The 13,527-nt window shown below is 60.6% G+C and carries 11 protein-coding genes; all 11 read right to left on the bottom strand.

Annotation, left to right across the window (positions count from 1 at the left end):
- Window positions 1-23: 23 nt before the first annotated feature.
- Window positions 24-371 carry a DUF190 domain-containing protein gene (locus EB812_RS00225; protein WP_118229039.1) on the bottom strand — a complete coding sequence of 116 codons (348 nt, stop codon included), beginning with the start codon at window positions 369-371 and terminating at the stop codon, window positions 24-26.
- A 76-nt stretch (window positions 372-447) separates the two neighbouring features.
- Entirely contained in the window at window positions 448-837 is a 390-nt protein-coding gene (gene crcB / locus EB812_RS00230) for a fluoride efflux transporter CrcB (RefSeq protein WP_118229038.1), read from the bottom strand.
- 27 nt (window positions 838-864) lie between these two features.
- Complete coding sequence (locus EB812_RS00235) at window positions 865-2,055, bottom strand: MFS transporter (RefSeq protein ID WP_130957689.1); 1,191 nt, start codon at window positions 2,053-2,055, stop codon at window positions 865-867.
- Window positions 2,056-2,161: 106 nt separating this feature from the next.
- The gene (locus EB812_RS00240) at window positions 2,162-3,103 is read right to left on the bottom strand and encodes a symporter (RefSeq protein ID WP_130957690.1); all 942 of its coding nucleotides are present in this window, start codon (window positions 3,101-3,103) and stop codon (window positions 2,162-2,164) included.
- A gap of 412 nt (window positions 3,104-3,515) precedes the next feature.
- A complete protein-coding gene (locus EB812_RS00245) occupies window positions 3,516-6,476 on the bottom strand; it encodes a chemotaxis protein CheA (protein ID WP_130957691.1) in 2,961 nt (986 codons plus the stop codon).
- A 63-nt stretch (window positions 6,477-6,539) separates the two neighbouring features.
- Window positions 6,540-6,908 (bottom strand): response regulator, encoded by a 369-nt coding sequence (locus EB812_RS00250; protein ID WP_118229077.1) that lies wholly within the window; start codon window positions 6,906-6,908, stop codon window positions 6,540-6,542.
- 451 nt (window positions 6,909-7,359) lie between these two features.
- Window positions 7,360-8,079: a chemotaxis protein CheW gene (locus EB812_RS00255; protein ID WP_118229035.1), complete on the bottom strand. Its 720-nt coding sequence runs from the start codon at window positions 8,077-8,079 to the stop codon at window positions 7,360-7,362.
- Window positions 8,073-8,849: a ParA family protein gene (locus EB812_RS00260; RefSeq protein ID WP_118229034.1), complete on the bottom strand. Its 777-nt coding sequence runs from the start codon at window positions 8,847-8,849 to the stop codon at window positions 8,073-8,075. The genes EB812_RS00255 and EB812_RS00260 overlap by 7 nt, the downstream gene beginning before the upstream one ends.
- 9 nt (window positions 8,850-8,858) lie before the next feature.
- On the bottom strand, window positions 8,859-9,737 hold the full coding sequence (locus EB812_RS00265) for a CheR family methyltransferase (RefSeq protein WP_242621151.1): 879 nt from the start codon (window positions 9,735-9,737) through the stop codon (window positions 8,859-8,861).
- A gap of 683 nt (window positions 9,738-10,420) precedes the next feature.
- Window positions 10,421-12,361: a HEAT repeat domain-containing protein gene (locus EB812_RS00270; protein ID WP_118229032.1), complete on the bottom strand. Its 1,941-nt coding sequence runs from the start codon at window positions 12,359-12,361 to the stop codon at window positions 10,421-10,423.
- Window positions 12,362-12,385: 24 nt separating this feature from the next.
- Window positions 12,386-13,450, bottom strand: a complete 1,065-nt coding sequence (locus EB812_RS00275; RefSeq protein WP_118229031.1) for a protein-glutamate methylesterase/protein-glutamine glutaminase — start codon at window positions 13,448-13,450, stop codon at window positions 12,386-12,388.
- Window positions 13,451-13,527: the final 77 nt, after the last annotated feature.

Genomic DNA, 13,527 nt, shown 5'->3' on the forward strand with positions numbered 1-13,527 from the left:
CAATGCCCGGCGACCGCGCTGCATCATCCGTTTCGGCGGTCGTCTTTGGCTTCGTCCTCTGCGCCGGTGAGGCCGAATTCCGCCGGGATCTTCACATAAAATATCTGCAGTTTTTCCGCCCTGATCCGTTCAAACAGCAGGCGGCAATGTTCGGGGCTCACAGCTACAGCCACTTCCACGGGTTGTTCGCCGGTTTCAAAAAAGTGGGCGGCGCGGTACGCGCCGTCCCTGCCGTAGCCGCCTTGTGCGGCGCTGACAGTGGCCCCCTTGATGCCCAGTTCTCTGGCCGTGGCCAGCAGCCATTCTGCAATGCTCAGCGCGCCGTGCGTACGCTCCTGCTGGGTAAAAAACACTATCTGATATCCCTGCATGTGCCCTCCCCGCGCAGACCGCATTGCGGCCGCGCCCTGTGTGCTCCGCGCGTTTTGCCTTTCGGCGTTGCGGGCCTCAGTTTCCCAGACTGCGGACCAGGCTTATGGTGCCCAATCCCAGAAAAAACAGGATCAATGCGCCGCCCAAATGCAGTAAAGCCGCCACGGCAGCCAGCAGCAGGCGTTGCTCCTGCAGCAGCACGCCCACTTCCGCCGTAAAGGTGGAAAAAGTCGTGAGCCCGCCCAGAAAACCCGTGATGACCAGCAGCCGCCAATGGGGATCCAGGCCGGGCAAGGCGCTGAAAACCGCCGTAGCCAGGCCTATGATGTAGCCGCCTATGCAGTTGGCCGCCAGGGTGCCCAACGGAATGGGGGGAAACACGGCGTTGAGCCCCAAGCCCAACAGCCAGCGCAGAATGGCCCCGACCGAAGCCCCCGCACTGATGCACAACAGATTGCCGAACATGAATACCTCTTCAAAACAGTTGCATCGTCACGCTCTGGAACCGCTCCTGGCTGTCGGTCGCACCAGACAGACCAGCAACAGCGCCGCCGCAAACGAACAGCCTGCCGAAAAAAGAAAGGCCCAGGCAGGCGTTGTCGCAGCATAGATGGCTCCGAAAATAACAGATGCGGGCAGCAGAAAAAAACCCACCGTCAGATTAAACCAGCCAAAGGCCGCGCCGCGCATGCCCTGGGGCGCAAGGTCCGCCACCAAGGCTTTTTCCACCCCCTCGGTCGCACCAAGAAACAGGCCGTAAAAGGCAAACAGCGCGAACAAAGCCGGGAGGCTGTGGCCCACAAGGCTCATGCCGACGTAAAACAGTCCGTAAGCGATGTAGCCGCAGGTAAGAATGGCCGTGCGCCCCAACCTGTCGGAAAGGGCGGTCAGCGGTATGGAAAAAATCATGGCTGTTGCGGAAACCGTCGTCCAGAGCAGCGGAATATACGCGGCCTGCACGCCTAGGTCGCTGGCTCGTAACAGCAAAAACATATTGGACGAATTGCCCATGGTAAAAAGCGCGGCCACAAATAGATACTTTTTGAACGCCGGGGGCAGGCCCTGCAGCTTCCAGTTAAATCCCGGCGCAGCAACCTGTTGAGTAGCTGCTTTAGGTTCGCGCAGACCCAGGGAAAGGCCAAGGCAGATGATGGCCGGAACAAGAGCCCAGCAAAAAATCTGGCGCAACGGCAGGCCGTACGCCAGCAGCCCCCAGGCCGCCAAAGGGCCGATAACTGCCCCCGCGTTGTCCATGGCCCGATGCAGGCCAAAGGCCAAGCCTCTGTGCCCGGTTTCGGTACAGGCGGCCAGCAGCGTATCTCTGGGCGAAGTCCGCAGCCCTTTTCCCACGCGGTCGGCAAAGCGTACGGCCAAAACCCACAGCCAGTTAGTGGCAAGGGCGATAAGCGGCCGGCCAAACCCGGCAATTCCATAGCCGAACACGATCCAGGGTTTTGTCTTGCCGGTTTTGTCGACCAGAAGGCCGGAAAAAAGTTTCAGCAGGCTTGCGGTGGCCTCGGCTATGCCTTCCATCAGTCCCAGTGCGCGTGATCCCGCGCCTAGTACGGACGTAAGATAAAGGGGGACAAGCGGATAGAGCATTTCGCTGGCGCTGTCGTTGACAAGACTGATAAAACCCAGCAGCCAGACATTGCGCGGAAGATTAAACAGGGCCTGCAGCATGGCACATTTCCATAGAATGTTTCGCGCGCACTTGAATTGCGTGAAATCCCCATTAATGGCGCACGGTAGTCCCACCGTTGCCGAAAGTAAAGCCGCCTCGTGTCTTTCAGCTCTGTGCAGCCTTTCCACTGTACAGGCGGTAGTAAAATAGCAGAATATACAGCGGAACCAGATAGGCTGCGGCCATCAGGGCCTCTGTGGCGCTGAAAAATTCTATACAGACGATCATCAGCAACACGTTGTTGATGACGCCGCAGGAAATGAGAAAGGCCAGTTTGAGCTCTTTGGACATGCCGCGCGTCAGGGGCAGGGCGATCAGCGTCATGACCAGACAAAGCAGGCAGGCCGCCAGCAGGGCCTGGACCATCAGCATCGGGGATTGCCGCAACAAGCCGCTGTAGCTGCTGAAAATGGCGCAGTTGGAAATGACCACGGCCCCGGTAAGCAGGGGGAACTGCGCCTGCAAAAGGAAGGAGCGCACGCGGTGCAGGTGCACGCGGGTGAGGTGGGCGGCGGCAAAGGGCAGAAGAATGGTCAGAGCCAGAGAAAAGCTCATCCGCCCCAGATGGAGGTGCTCCGGCATGGCCAATGGGGTAAGGCCGAGCAGCCGCAAAGCCGCGTCTGTAAAGGACAGAGTCAGCGGCAGGGTCAGGGGCAGAAGCAGGGATGTGGCAATGTTGCCCACCAGAATAAGAGCCGTATTGCCGCCCAGCATCAGCGAAAAGACTGCCGCCATGACACCCACGGGCGCGGCCCCCAGCAGCAGCGCGCCCAAAGCGAACTGCGGCATGCAGATCCGAAATACGGCAAAACAGACGAAGGCCAGCAGGACCAGCCGGTAGACAGTGAGGCGGCAGAGCGGGCCTTTCATAGTACGCAGCTGCATGTGCAGGTCTTCCAGCCCCACGGCCAAAAAGCTCATGTAGAGCATGAAGATGAGCATGGCGCGCGGCATGGCGGCCAGGGGGCCGGCCAGACCGGGCAGGGCCACGCCGGCGGCCATGGAGGCCAGGGAGGCCGTGACCATGATGCCGTCCTGAAGATTCATAGAAAAACCTTGCGCGGGCTGTCCCGCAGCTCCCGGTGGGGGGCGGCGGCGACGCGTATTGTGAAAGTTCGACGATGCGTTTTCACAGATGCCCCCAAACCCTGGGCCGTGTCAATGGGAGCATAACCGCGGCGAGGCCTTTTGCAAGGGGTGCTGCAGCTGCGCCGACAAAAGACAAATACAAAAGAAAAGGGCAAGGGGGTAAAAGCCGTTGCCCGTTTTTTTGTGCTGGCAGGGCTGCCACACATCCTGAAGGGAGGAAAGGCTTGAAGGAAGGGGGAGGGAACTTTTGGCCACAGTCTGGCCGTTATACCGAAGGGCGTTACGGGCAAAGGCCGCAATGCTGGTTACGGGCCAAAACAAAAGTGCTCACAAATTTCCTTCCTCTAACAACCTATGCCGCCCTTTCTAGCTACGCCTGCGGGCGTGGGGCGGGCTGTTTGGCCGTCTCGGCGCCGCCCGGAGCTATGGACGCGGCTTTGGAGGTGGCCATGAGGTAGACCTCGTGCGGGTCCAGGATAAGGATGACGGAACCGTCGCCCATGATGGTGGCGCCGGAGATGCCCTTGAGATCGCCCAGGTAGGCGCCCAGGGGTTTGATGACGATTTCCTGACGTTCCAGAAGACGGTCCACCACCAGGCCCAGGCGGCGATCATTATCATGGATGACCACCACAGCAAGGACTTCGGGCAAGGGGTCTGTGCGTGGCAGGCCTAACATTTCGGCCAGTTCCACCACGCCCAGGACTTCACCGCGCAAGGTGACGGCCTTGCGCCCTTTGACGTCGGTCAGGCGCACGGCTTCAATCTTGGTGGTTTCTGAAACGGCGTCCAGGGGGATGGCGTACATCTGGCCGGACACGTTGACCATGAGCGCGTCGATAATGGCCAGGGTCAGGGGCAGGCTGAGGGTAAAGCGGGTGCCTTTGCCCACTTCGGAGTGGGTGCTCACACTGCCTTTGAGGTTTTTGATATTGGTGCGCACTACGTCCATGCCCACGCCGCGTCCGGAAATATCGGTGATTTTTTCGGCCGAGGAAAAACCAGGGGCAAAAATAAGCTCAATGGCTTCGCGGTCGTCCAGCTGGGCRGCCTCTTCAGCGGACATGAGGCCCTTGTGTACGGCCACTTCGCGCATCTTGGCCGGGTCAATGCCCTTGCCGTCGTCTTCAATTTCAATGGCCACGGAGTTGCCTTTGTGGAAGGCCCGCAAGGTCACTTTGCCGTGGGGCGGCTTGCCGGCGGCCACGCGTTCTTCTTCAGGCTCAATGCCATGGTCCACGGAATTGCGGATGAGGTGGACCAAGGGATCGCCGATGACTTCCACCACGCTTTTATCCAGTTCCGTTTCCTCGCCCTCCATAACCAGGTCCACTTCTTTGCCGCTTTTGCGGGAAAGGTCGCGCACCAGGCGCGGAAAGCGCGAAAAGACCGAAGAGACGGGCACCATGCGCACCTTCATGATGGTATCCTGCAAATCGTCGGAAATGCGCGCCATGGCATAGGTGGTTTCGGAAAGGCTCTGCGCCACCTGAGAAATGTCCACGTCGTGCCCGCTGTCTTCCAGAGAGCGGGCAATGAGCGTGTAGCGGTTGCGGTTGATAATGAGCTCACCGATGAGGTTCATCAGGTGGTCCAGGCGTTCGTGATCCACGCGGATGGTGGAAGAACTTTTGTGTTCCGGCACGCCGGGCGCGCCGGCCTTACCTGCAGGCGCGCCCGGCTTGGCGGCTGCGGGTTTGGGCGCAGGGGACGCCGCCGGCCTGGGCGCAACGGGTTTGGGGGCGGAAGGCGTGGGGTCGGCTGCCTGCGGAGCGGTCGCAGCCGCAGCGGGCTTGGCCGCAGCAGGGCTCACGGGGGGAGTCTCGGGTTCTTCCGGCGCATCCACATGCACGGCCTTGCCTTCGGCCAGGGCTTTATCCACCATATCATTAATGATGGCCACCTCTTGCGAAAGCAGGTCTACCATAAGGCCAAAATCGATGCCGCTGGTGCGGCCCTGGTCCACGATGCCGGCGGTGCGCTCGGCATAGACTTTGATGTCCGTGAGGCCCATGAAGCCGCAGGCGTTTTTGACGGCTACCAGGCAACGGTAGATGGCGTCGATGGAATCCTTGTGCGTGCCGTCTTTTTTCAGGGTTTCCAATGCGGCGTGGATGATTTCCATCTGCTGGCGCACGGTGACGCGAAAGGCCTCAGCGTCGTCACCCTCGGAGCCTACCGGGATGATGGTGGGCGACACCACTTCCACTGGGTGGTCGGCTTCCTGTGCTGCCGGTTCCGGCTCCTCAGCAGGGGGGGCCTCCGGGTCTGCCTGCCCGTTGCCCTGGGCTGTCAGCAGCTCATCGGGCAGGGCAACGGGCCCCCCGGCCAGGGCCGCCTGCAGCTGGCGCACCACGGGTTCGGTTTCAAAGGGGGTCACCTGCCCACTGCTCACGTCGATTTTCTGGACCAGGGCTTCCATCATGTCCACCACCAGCAGGAGCAGATCGATGAGCTCATGGCTGGGGGTGATTTTGCCTTGCCGCACGTTGTTGAGCAGCGTTTCGGCCTCGTGGGTCAGGGCATTGAGCTCGTTGTAGCCGATGATGCCGCTGTTGCCCTTCATATTGTGGAAGAAGCGGAAGAGGTCGTTGACCAGATCTGTTTTGCCGGTGGGGTTTTCTTCCAGTTCCAGAAGACCGTTATTCAGATTTTCAATAATTTCTGAAGATTCATCGATAAAATCTTTGAGGTGCCCCTCGCCAAAGGCTGTAAGCGCGTAAACGGGTTTGGCCGGCAGGGTGGCGACCCACTCCTTACCGCTCAGACCCTGGTTCCGGAGCTGTTCCCCGTGGTCGGCTGCGGCGCTTGTGGATGCAGCCTCTGCTGTGGGGGACGGCTCTGCGGGCGCCGCGGGAGCGGGGTCCGGCTGTGGCTCCTGGACAGCCTGCACAGACGGTTCCGGCGCCTGCGCGACGGGGGCGGTTTCGGGCGCGTCACCGGCCATTATGGCGTCGATCTGGGCCATGATGGGTTCAATGGCCACGTCGCCCTCGGCGTTGGAGGCCTCCAGATTGTCGATCATCTGGCGCAGGGCGTCGGTGGCGGCCAGAATGACATCCATGATTGCCGGAGTGACCACCATGCTGCCTTTGCGCAGAGCATCCAGAATATTTTCGGACTTGTGAGCCATCTGGTTGATGCGGTTGAGCCCGAGAAAGCCCGATGCGCCCTTGAGGGAGTGCATGGGCCTAAAAATTTCATTGAGCAACGCCAGATTGTCCGGGGATTTTTCAAGCTCCAGAAGATTGGGCTCGATGGTCTCCAGATGTTCTTTGGCTTCCGCAATAAAGTCGGCAAAAAGTTCCGGATCGAAAAAGTCCTGGCTCATACCCACACCCTTGTCTGCAACGCCACGGCGGCCGGGATGGTCACCTGTTGGTTTCCTTATCGGCTAACCCAACAGCATCTTTATGTTGCGGACCATTTTTTCGGGCTGGGCCGGTTTGACCATATACAGATTGGCGCCAAGGCTCATGCCGGTCTGGATATCTTTTTCCTGCCCCTCGGTGGAAAGGACAATGATGGGAATATCTTTGTAGGCGTCCTGGGCGCGGATCGTCTTAATAAAGGTAAAGCCGTCCATGCGCGGCATATTGACGTCTGAAACAATCAGGTCAACAGGGTCCAGGCCGTAGAGCTTTTCAATGGCATCCAGGCCGTCCTCGGCAGTGCTGACCCTGAAGCCCTCGCCTTTAAGCACAAAGGCCACCAGGTTGCGGATGGTTTTGGAGTCGTCAACGACCATGATGTGTTTTTTCATAATGTTGTTTCCCGTCATCGGTTGTTTGCCGGCGGTCGTCCGCAAGAGCCGTGGGAGCAACCTCCGCCGCCGCGCCCTTCTCAGGGGAGTTGCCGCCGCGCTTGCCGCTGCAATGTTCCGGCGGCCGTGCGGGCAAAGCCCGCAACAGGGGCCCAAGCGCAACGTGTCTGCGCTGTGGCGTCACGGCGGACATTCCGTAAACGCTGAGGACATCTCTGCGTAAGGGCAATCTGTTCCAGAGCGGTTGAATGTTGATGATGCGGATGCACAAAACCGGTATACTGCCCCACCCGACGCGTGCCGCGCCAGGAAGCTGCGCGCCTTTGTGGCGGGCACCTGCCCACGCAGTCGCCGAGCAAATTCAACGTGAAATTGCTCTAGAAAAAAACTAAAGAATGATAAAAGGTTTCCCTCCCGCTGGCAAGCCCGCAGGGCCGGACAGGCCGGAGCATCAGCCTTCCAGAACCTTTTTTACAATGCTTTCCGGGTCCACAATGCCGTGGAGGCGTTCGTCAATCTCCGCCATGCCGCATAAAAATTCCGCGCCGGCCCCCAAAAGGGCTTCGGCATTCCAGGTAACCTGTGCTTGCCGCAGGCTGTACATGCTGTGCACCTTGTCCACAATAAGCCCCAGCTGCATATCGTCCGCGCCGCAGACAATAATGCAGCTTTGCGGCGTGTAGCTGCCCTGGGCATTCAGGGTGAGCAGCGTATCCAGATGCAGCAGCGGCGTGACCCGCCCCCGCAGGTTGACCACACCGGCCACAAAGGCCGGTGCCAGGGGCAGCCGGGTCAGGGGCAAGTGCCGCAGTACCTCCACAATAATTGGTACGGGCAGCAGAAAAATTTGTTCCCGCACATAAAAGGAAACCATTTGCAGCTGTTCCGCAGCGGCCAGGCGCGTACGCAGAGAGGCTTTGGTCAAGGCTTCCGGCGTGCCCGGAGCTGCTGTGCCCGTCGGCTGTTTTGCCCGCGCTGTCGCAGTGGACCTGCCGCCCAGACCGGGCAGGGCGGTTTGTGGAGCCTGCACGGGCATGGCTTCCAGAAGTTCGCCCCCCAGATATTTTTGTACAAAGGCCCGTTCTGCAGCATTCAGGGGCGCTTCGGCGTCCTCCGGGGGCATATCCAGAGTCTGGGCGGCAAAATATTCTTCAGGCGTGGTGGTTACCATAGGGCGAGCACTTCTTCCGCCAGGGATTCGTAGGCGCGTGCCCCGCGGGAATGGGCGTCAACGCCGTAAATGGTGCAGCCGCGGGCGCTGGCCTCGCGAAAATGCGTGTCCACCCCGATGATGGTGGAAAACAGCGCTCCATCCATTTTGTTCCGCATAAGCTCCAGCACCTTGGTGCAGGCCTTGGCCCGCTTGTCGTACATGGTGGGCACGGCCCGGTAACGGATGGGTCTGCCCAGGGCCCGGCGCAGGGTGTGCAGGGTATCGAAAAGCAGCTTCAAACCGTGCAGGGCCAGAAAATCCGTCTGGATGGGAATGATAAGCAAATCCGCAGCCACCAGGGCGTTAACCAGCAGAATGCCCACATGCGGCGGACAATCCAGCACAATAAAATCGTAGTTCCGGCGTTGCTCGGCCAGGCTGCGGGCCAGGACGCCGCCTTTGCCCCGCCTTTCCCTGAAATCCACCTCCAGCTCTGAAAGCCGTATGTTGCCCGGCGCCACGTCCATGCCTTCCAGCGCGTCCACATGGGTCACCTGCGGCCAGAGGACCGGCCAGTCTTCTTCCCTGGCCAGAAAAATGTCGTGCAGGCTCAGCCCCATGTCCTCCGGGTAGATGCGCGCATTGAGAGTAGCGCAGGCGTGCGGGTCCAAGTCCAGCAACAGGACTTTTTTGCCCTGTCGCGCCAGGGCTCCGCCCAAGTTCAGGGAKGTGGTGGTTTTGCCGACGCCTCCTTTCTGATTGGCCACGGCCAGGATTTTTGCGTTCATGGTGCGGCGTCAGCTCAGTTTCCGGTAAACGATGGTCCCCTTGTAGTGCTCTAGATGAAAGGCGCGGCTGATGTTGTGCAGCGATTCGGAATGCCCGATGAGCAGCGCGCCGTTGAGTTCCAGATTGTCGTAAAAGGCGTTGATGACCTTACGTTTCATTTCGTCGTCAAAATAAATAATGACGTTGCGACAAAAGACGATTTGGGATTTCTCCACCCGGCGCAGCTGTTCTTTGTCGTTCAGGTTGATCTGACCAAAGGCGACCATGCGCTGCAGCTCTGGTTTGATGCGGTAGAGCGCGCCTTCCTTGGAAAAATACGCCCCGGTTATTTCTTTGGGGGTGGTACGCAGAGCGTATTCGTTATAGACCCCGCGCCGGGCCGCAGCCAGCACCGCGGAGGAGAGGTCATTGGCCGTGATTTTGATGTCCCAGGCTGCAACCTCGCCCTTGAGCACCTCGTGCAGGATGATGGCCAGGGTGTACGGCTCTTCGCCCGTGGAGCAGCCGGCGGACCAGATGCGCAGACGCTTGTGCCCTGTTTTGCGCTGACGGTCGAGGATTTCGGGCAGCACGTTTTTCTGAAAGACTTCCAACTGCGGCGGATTGCGGAAGAAGCTGGTTTCGTTGGTGGTGACCACCTCAAAAAGTTTGTTTAGTTCTGTGCGCCGATTGGCGTCAAAGCGCAGATAATTGTAATATTCTCCGTAACTTTTGAGGTTGAGATCCTTGATGCGGTTGGAAAGCCGGTTTTCTACCAGGTATTTGCGGTTTTCAGCAATAAAAATGCCGCACTGCAGGTAGATAAAATCGCGCAGTTGCAGAAATTCTTCATCCGAAATCTGCAAATCTTTGCGAAAGGGGGAGGTGGCGCGGGGCGTCCCGGGCAGTGTGCTGCCGGCTGGGCGAAAGGCAGAGCTGGGCGAAGTGGGGCTGTTCAGGGGCGAACCGGCGGGCGCAAAACCCGTGGCGGGGCGCGTTGCGCCGCCCAGAGGCGATGTGGGAGGACGAACGTCCGTGTCTGCCTTGGGAAAGCCGGTAAAGCGCTGTCCCGTACCGCCGGAAAAAGGGCTTTGCGCCGCTGCGGGCGTGCGCGGCGATGTTTGACCCAAAGGGCTGCGGGGCAATGTTTGGCCCTGGGGCGTGTGGCCGCCAGGCGACTGCCACGGCCGCTGTTGGCCCATGGCGCTTGGGGCCGCGGTCTGGCCGGCGGCGGGAAGGGGGCTGCGGCCCTGATCCGTGCCTGGCGTCGGACGGGGGGCAGGCTGCCAGGATGGTGCCCCCCCCCCGGCGGGCGTTGCAGGCGCGCCGAAGCGGTTGCTTGGGGGCATCTGGGGCGACGCAGGCGCGCCAAAACGGCTGCCGGTCGTGGACTGGGGCGCTGTGGGCGCGCCGAAGCGGCTTGTCGGGGCCGTCTGCGTCTGCGGCGTTGGAGCCGGAGCTGCTGGAACAACGGACGCCGGAAAGCGCGGTGCGGGGCTGGGGGCCGGTGTTCCCGGCGTTTCCGCACGGGGGGCGGCGTCGACTTCACCCGGCAGTTTTTTGGGAGGGAATGTGGGAGGTTGGGACATACCTACTCCTGCTGTTGGGCCTGTATGGCCGCCACCGCTTCCGCCGCAGCGTGCTGAATTTCCGGATCTTCGTGGTCCATCATACCCAGAAGGACGCTGAAGGCCACATTGCCGCCGATGGCGCCCAGCGCTTCAATAATCTTGAAGGCCACCATGGGGCTGGCGTCCTCCAGCATCTGGGCCAGGGTGGGCACAGCTTCCGCCGCTTTGTGCAGCCCCAGGGCTTCGATGGCCCGGATGCGTACCCATTCGTTGGCGTCCTTCAGGGCGTCCACAATATGGGGCATGACGTCCGGGGAACCGATCTGGCCCAGCAGATCCACTACGGCCAGCCGCACGTCCTTGTCTTCATCGTGCAGCCTGGGCAGCAGCTGCGGCACAAAGGTCGCGGCTTCCGTTCCCAGATTTTGGAAGGACTCCACAGCCACCTGCCGGACCCTGGGGGAGGGATCCTCCAGAGCGGCCAAAATCTGGGGCAGATTTTCCCGCACGCTGTAGCGGCCCAGAGCGTAGACGGCCATCATGCGCTGCATGGGGTCGTCGTTGCCCGCACGTTCTTTAAAGCGTTGGTTGAGGGTGGCGCTGTGCAGATTGATGCAGGCTTCCAGGGCCATTTCCTGTACATCCACATAGCGATGGTCCAGCTGATTGAAGACCACGTCCTCCACTTCCGGGCAGGCGTGCTGATTGCCGAAAAAGACCAGGGCACTTTTGAGCACTTCGGCGTCGTCGGATTCTTCCATGGCGGACATGAAAAACGGCGTGTCCGTGCAGTCGCCGGTCTGGGCGATTTCCGTCATGGCGGCGCGTTTGAGTTCCTGGCTGCCGCGCCAGAAGACCTGTTTGAGCTCTTCTACCGGCTCATGGTCATGGATGAGGCGGCAGGCGTCCATGGCCACCAGAATGCGGTTTTCGTCTTTACAGCGCAGGGCGTCGCGCAGGGCGTCGTTGTAGCCAATGGCGGCCAGCGCCGCAATGGCGGCTTCATAAAGTTCCGGCTGGCGTTCTTTGTCCAGGCTAACGGCCAGGCTGAGGACCGGGGCCGTGTTTTCCGCTTTGCCGATGCTGCGCAGGCCCTGCAGAGCGGCCATGAGGACATCTTCGTCGTTGTCGCTCAGGGCCTCGGCAAGGTAGGCGCGCAGGCGTTCCTGCGCCTTGTTTGCCAGCAGGGAAAGGGCCTTGCCGCTCAGAATCTGCACTATGGCTTTGACGATTTTGTGCCGAAGGGGCACGCTGACGTTTTCCAGCGAGCCGAACAGCAGGGGAATGGACTTGACGTCGCCCATATCGCCCAAGGCGTCCACAATGGCCGAACTGACCAGGGGCGAAGCCTGGGGCAGCAGTTTGACGAGCCCGCTGGCGGCGGAGTGGTCGCGGATTTTGGCCAGAGCCTCCACCACGGCAAACTGTACCCATTCCTCGTCGTGCATGGCCTGCACCAGCACGCCCACGGCTTCGGGAAAAGCCAGATTGCCTAGACTCACGGCCGCCTGATAGCGCACATTGACTTCCGGATCTTTGAGCAGGGCGCGCCCCAGCAGCAGCGAGGCCTGGTGGGTGCGGCAGTAGCCCAGAATGTCGGTGATGAAGATGCGCAGGTCCGGGTCTTCATCCATAAGGTACGGCTGCATGCTTTCAATGCTGTCCACGCCGATTTCGCGCAGTATGTCCATAGCCACATTGCGCACCGGGGCCTCGTCGCTGCGCAGCAGGGGGAGCAGAGCGCCCACCACCTGTGGCCCCCGGATTTTGCGCAGGGCGTATTCCGCGGCCTCCTGCACGCCCACACTGGGGCTTTTGATCAGCTCGCAGAGCTGGGGCACGGCCTCTTCCAAGCCCAGATCTCCGGCTTTGAAAGCCGCGTCCCGAATGGTTTCGCTGTCTGCGGAGCTGAGGGCCTCCACGATTTCCTGGGCCTGGGGGTGAGGGTTTTCCATGTTCATACTTCTGTCCTGTGGCGGTGCGGGTCAGCCTTTAACGGTTGTAATGATGGCCTTGGCAATGTCGTCCGCATCCAGGATAAGGTTGGCCAGTTTGGCGTCCACCACGGCCTTGGGCATGCCGTAGACCACACAGGAGGCCTCATTCTGGGCGATGAGGCAGCCGCCTTTTTCTCGCAGCACCCGTGCGCCTTCGCAACCGTCCGAGCCCATGCCCGTAAGCATGACGCCCAGGGTGCGGCGGCCCATGGTCCGGCCTGCCGTTTCCATAAGCAGGTTGACCGTGGGCTTGTACAGGGCGTCGCGCGGTTCCTCGGTTACGGAAACCTCCGGCAAGGGGCCGCGCATGCGGATGCCGATATGTTTGCCGCCGGGGCAGACATAGGCGTGCCCTATTTTAAACTTGTCGCCGTCCACTGCTTCGCTCACGTCAATCTGGCAGACGTTGTCCAGCCTTTTGGCAAAGGGGCCCGTAAAGGTAGCCGGCATGTGCTGGGCCACCAGAATGCAGGCGGGCAGATCCGCCGGCAAGGAGGAAAGAATTTTTTGCACCACCGGCGGCCCTCCTGTGGAAACGCCGATGACCACCAGATCGCGCGGGCCCAGGCAGGGGGTCTGCACATAATCCGCAGGCTGCGAAGGCTGCCAGCGGGGCTGCGGCGCCGGGATGTGGTTGATGCGCCGGTATTTGAGCCGGATAATGGCTTTTCTGCGGGCCAGGGCGCGCACTTTGCGCCGCAGCTCTGCGCCAAAAACTTCGCGCTCGTTGCTCATGATCTTGGGGATGAAGTCCAGAGCTCCGTATTCCAGGGCCTTCAGGGTGCTTTCGGCGCCGCTTTCCGTAAGGGAGCTGATCATCAGCACCGGCATGGGGTTGGTCTTCATCAGCCTCTGCAAGGTTTCCAGCCCACCCAGCCGGGGCATTTCCACATCCAGGGTCATGACGTCGGCTTCCACTTCATCGACAATTTGCAGCGCCGCCTGCCCATCGGGGGCGGTGGCCACCACCTTGATGTCCTGCTCCTGTTCCAGCAGAGAGGTGATGGCCCGGCGCATAAAGGTTGAATCATCCACCACAATAACGCGGATCATGTCGTTGTGCTCGCTTGGCAAGAAATTTCGTCCTTGATGGTGGTGTGCATACTACTAAAGCCTGTTCCATTTTACAA

This window comes from Desulfovibrio legallii, from assembly GCF_004309735.1.
GTDB classification, from domain to species: Bacteria; Desulfobacterota; Desulfovibrionia; order Desulfovibrionales; family Desulfovibrionaceae; genus Desulfovibrio; species Desulfovibrio legallii.

What these genes read in the sequence shown, in the direction of transcription:
- EB812_RS00225 (WP_118229039.1), bottom strand. Translation starts at nt 371, where the DNA reads ATGCAGGGATATCAGATAGTGTTTTTTACCCAGCAGGAGCGTACGCAC.
- EB812_RS00275 (WP_118229031.1), bottom strand. Translation starts at nt 13,450, where the DNA reads ATGATCCGCGTTATTGTGGTGGATGATTCAACCTTTATGCGCCGGGCC.
- EB812_RS00255 (WP_118229035.1), bottom strand. Translation starts at nt 8,079, where the DNA reads ATGGTAACCACCACGCCTGAAGAATATTTTGCCGCCCAGACTCTGGAT.
- EB812_RS00240 (WP_130957690.1), bottom strand. Translation starts at nt 3,103, where the DNA reads ATGAATCTTCAGGACGGCATCATGGTCACGGCCTCCCTGGCCTCCATG.
- EB812_RS00235 (WP_130957689.1), bottom strand. Translation starts at nt 2,055, where the DNA reads ATGCTGCAGGCCCTGTTTAATCTTCCGCGCAATGTCTGGCTGCTGGGT.
- crcB (WP_118229038.1), bottom strand. Translation starts at nt 837, where the DNA reads ATGTTCGGCAATCTGTTGTGCATCAGTGCGGGGGCTTCGGTCGGGGCC.
- EB812_RS00250 (WP_118229077.1), bottom strand. Translation starts at nt 6,908, where the DNA reads ATGAAAAAACACATCATGGTCGTTGACGACTCCAAAACCATCCGCAAC.
- EB812_RS00270 (WP_118229032.1), bottom strand. Translation starts at nt 12,361, where the DNA reads ATGAACATGGAAAACCCTCACCCCCAGGCCCAGGAAATCGTGGAGGCC.